Below are 2,808 nucleotides of genomic sequence, written 5' to 3' on the forward strand. Positions count from 1 at the left end.
CCCGCTCAGTAAGTTCGTAGCATGGCTTTGCTCTGTTCATTTTATCTACGTAGGAGGTCTCCTTGAAATCAAGGGCATCTAAATGTTCAGAATCAATCAAGGAGCGAATGTTTTGCATTACGTTATCGTGACGACGACCAAACTCTATTGCGATTACATCAGTGCTAACTACTGGAGTGCCTTTGATGATTTTAATCAGGTGTTTCATAGCGATTACCTTTTAGAAAGATGAGCCTGTTCACCAGAATGCCGCCCGAGAGAAGGTCGCCACCTTATAGCGGAAATTCTCAGGCTCAGCTTTCTGAAAGACTCTCGTTTGAAATGCGCGGTGAATGCGCGGAGATATTGCAGGTACAAAAAAGCCCCACTGAAGTGAGGCCTGATATCTGAAGATGTGCTCAAATTTGAGCTTATCTATTCGCAGCTTTGCCACGTCTTCACAGAGTTGCTACACCACTTACGGCTTACCCGTCAGCAAGATGTGGATCACCTCTTTAGGGCTGCACAATCTGGTGACTTAGTCTTTCAGGAATTCTTCAGTGGGAAATGACATCTCACCCATCATTAACTCAGCGCCAGTGCTGGTGACAATTACTGTGTGGTGTGGGTGAACGTTTTCAGCCAGCCACTTAACTAGCGGTTTTGATGCTTCTTCAAAGCTAACCTGCTTTTCGTCTTTCATAATTAATTCCTTAATTTTTCAGGCACACGTTATTGATGTAGTCCTGCAAGCCGTTTATTTGGCTGGTTGCAATTCCGATCCGCTCCCGGAGACTGAGATAATCCCGTTCAGCGGCGTTAGTAAGTCTGGCGCTGGCATCATCAACGCTGCTGGAGGTGGCTGTGGCTTCGGGCAATCGCTTACAGCTGGCGTTGAGCTGCAACCGCTTAGCACCAGTAGCGATATCAGCACGAAGGCGCTCGTTCTCAGATTTGGCATCTGCCAGTTCCTTGGTGTATTTGATGTCGATAACGGCAACCTGCTGGCGCTGAATTAGCATCGTGTCAATGGCTGACTGCCTGCTGTTGGCTATCTGGGTAATGTCAGAGACGTCGCGCTGTAGCCTGGTTACTTGCCCGTGGTAATACATCAGGCCGAATAGCAGAGCCACCGTTACAGCGATGAGTATTGCCGTTACGCGACTCATGACAGGAAAAGCTCACGCTCAGCCGCCCGGCGATTAGTCAGGCCTTTCATTTCTTTCCCACCTGCTTTATTCCATTTCAGGAATTCATCCGCAGCGCCCTTGGCATCACCCGCGTTTACCTTTTTCATCAGCGTCGATGTGCTGAGCGCTCGGGTTCCGATGTTGTAGGCCAGCGATACCAAGGCGTCGAATTGATTCTGGGTTACGCCGACTTTGAGCATCTGGTTAACGCCCTGCTCGAACTGGACAACTCCGCATTTCAGCAACCGGTCGGCGGTAGGCTGATCGATAGTCATGCCGCGAACCACGGGCTTACCATCTACTGGCTGAGTCCAGCCGTAACCAATTGTCCAGGGAGCGCCGCCGGTGCCAGGGTCTGGATATGCCGTCAATTTGCAGCCTTCGAATTGTTTTATTAGATTGATTCCGGTGCTACTGATTTGCATTGTCAGCCCCTGTCTTATTGCCAACGATGCGCTTTAGCACCGAACCAATGTAATCCGTACCCATGTACCCAATGAACACGCTGGCAATTAATGACCAGTCAGGGTTCAGCCCGGCTATAACCAATACATCTTTGATAAACCATGCCATCACTGAGCACATGGCCGCATCAAGCATACGTTGCGTTTTACCTCCTCCGGCATACCAGCCACGCAAGTAAGCCATCAACGCAGCCAGTGCCGCGCTAAGTAACTCACCCCGGTGGTCTGCTATCCAGGCAATGATGAGCATCCATACATCCGGTGATTTCAACATTTTCATGACCCACCCCCCGTTTGGGGAAAATCTTCCCCGGCATTTGGTCGGGTGCTGTTGTGTAGGGAATAGCTCGCCGCCGTGGCCCATTCAGGCACGTTGTATTTTTGAGGGTGATTGGCACTGGCGGCGGGCTAAATAAAAAAGGCCCACCGAAGTGAGCCTTAAAATTTTATGCCGACTAGCTAATTAACTTGAGATCGGCTTTGCGTTGCTGCTTTTGTTCCTGATAGAAGTTTTCGTGCGAACCTAAACTTAATAAGTAAAGTTCGATTTTATCTTCTATCCAGCTATATCCAAGCAAAGTAAGCTGGTTATTAAGCTGAAACTTATGGACGCGGAGATAGCTGAGATCCCCCTTTTTCTGCTCACCTATGATGGGGTTTTTGATAATCTTTTCGATTTCATCTTCCACCACCGCCAAGTGAGCCTCTGGTAGCTTTGCTAATGCCTTTGAGAATCGACGGGTTTCATAAACGTCAATCTCACTTCCGTGCTGTTCTTCTGACATAGCGCGTAACCTTGTGGTTATCGACCTCGCTTTGCGCCAGTAGAGATTCAAGAATAAAACTGTAAGGCAAGTCAGGGTTATCTTCGGCTATACGCCCTATCTTTGCCCAATGCTCAATCTGCTTTGGAACACTGCGACTTGCAGCATCAGCATGAACCTTTACGTCGCTAACAAAGTCGTCGTCTAAACGAATACTGGTAGCCATTGCGTGTGCCTCTTCGGATTTTGTATTTCATGTGAGGAGAATCACATACGCTTGCGATAGCGCACAGATAGAATGCAACAATATGTCGCAATATACAATCTTTAATTGCTCTCTTCACCACATTCGGCTGGGTACTGTTTCACAACGATTGGATTAACCAACCCAGTACCCATGCGAATGTAGAA

At 48.4% G+C, this 2,808-nt stretch carries 7 protein-coding genes; all 7 read right to left on the reverse strand.

The genetic code is table 11. The annotated features are described in order from the left end of the window. Nucleotides 1-208, reverse strand: a 208-nt coding sequence (locus tag DBA33_RS20055; RefSeq protein WP_205582793.1) for a Rha family transcriptional regulator, incomplete at its 3' end; no start/stop codon positions are given. 309 nt (nt 209-517) lie between these two features. Further along, a complete protein-coding gene (locus DBA33_RS20765) occupies nt 518-682 on the reverse strand; it encodes a hypothetical protein (protein ID WP_162975256.1) in 165 nt (54 codons plus the stop codon). 10 nt (nt 683-692) lie between these two features. Further along, nucleotides 693-1,148 (reverse strand): lysis protein, encoded by a 456-nt coding sequence (locus DBA33_RS20060; RefSeq protein ID WP_120807097.1) that lies wholly within the window; start codon nt 1,146-1,148, stop codon nt 693-695. Beyond that, the gene (locus tag DBA33_RS20065) at nt 1,145-1,594 is read right to left on the reverse strand and encodes a lysozyme (protein ID WP_120807098.1); all 450 of its coding nucleotides are present in this window, start codon (nt 1,592-1,594) and stop codon (nt 1,145-1,147) included. The genes DBA33_RS20060 and DBA33_RS20065 overlap by 4 nt, the downstream gene beginning before the upstream one ends. After that, a complete protein-coding gene (locus DBA33_RS20070; RefSeq protein WP_064512138.1) occupies nt 1,581-1,913 on the reverse strand; it encodes a phage holin, lambda family in 333 nt (110 codons plus the stop codon). Before DBA33_RS20070 ends, DBA33_RS20065 begins: the two co-directional genes overlap by 14 nt. Nucleotides 1,914-2,088: 175 nt before the next feature. Then, nucleotides 2,089-2,418: a type II toxin-antitoxin system RelE/ParE family toxin gene (locus DBA33_RS20075; RefSeq protein WP_049602237.1), complete on the reverse strand. Its 330-nt coding sequence runs from the start codon at nt 2,416-2,418 to the stop codon at nt 2,089-2,091. After that, nucleotides 2,393-2,623: a ParD-like family protein gene (locus tag DBA33_RS20080; RefSeq protein ID WP_048901742.1), complete on the reverse strand. Its 231-nt coding sequence runs from the start codon at nt 2,621-2,623 to the stop codon at nt 2,393-2,395. The genes DBA33_RS20075 and DBA33_RS20080 overlap by 26 nt, the downstream gene beginning before the upstream one ends. Nucleotides 2,624-2,808: the final 185 nt, after the last annotated feature.

Origin of the sequence: Yersinia sp. IP36721, assembly GCF_003634395.1 — a bacterium.
Classification (GTDB): Bacteria; Pseudomonadota; Gammaproteobacteria; order Enterobacterales; family Enterobacteriaceae; genus Yersinia; species Yersinia entomophaga.

Coding starts and splice junctions, on each gene's coding strand:
- DBA33_RS20765 (WP_162975256.1), bottom strand. CDS start 682: ATGAAAGACGAAAAGCAGGTTAGCTTTGAAGAAGCATCAAAACCGCTA.
- DBA33_RS20060 (WP_120807097.1), bottom strand. CDS start 1,148: ATGAGTCGCGTAACGGCAATACTCATCGCTGTAACGGTGGCTCTGCTA.
- DBA33_RS20065 (WP_120807098.1), bottom strand. CDS start 1,594: ATGCAAATCAGTAGCACCGGAATCAATCTAATAAAACAATTCGAAGGC.
- DBA33_RS20070 (WP_064512138.1), bottom strand. CDS start 1,913: ATGAAAATGTTGAAATCACCGGATGTATGGATGCTCATCATTGCCTGG.
- DBA33_RS20075 (WP_049602237.1), bottom strand. CDS start 2,418: ATGTCAGAAGAACAGCACGGAAGTGAGATTGACGTTTATGAAACCCGT.
- DBA33_RS20080 (WP_048901742.1), bottom strand. CDS start 2,623: ATGGCTACCAGTATTCGTTTAGACGACGACTTTGTTAGCGACGTAAAG.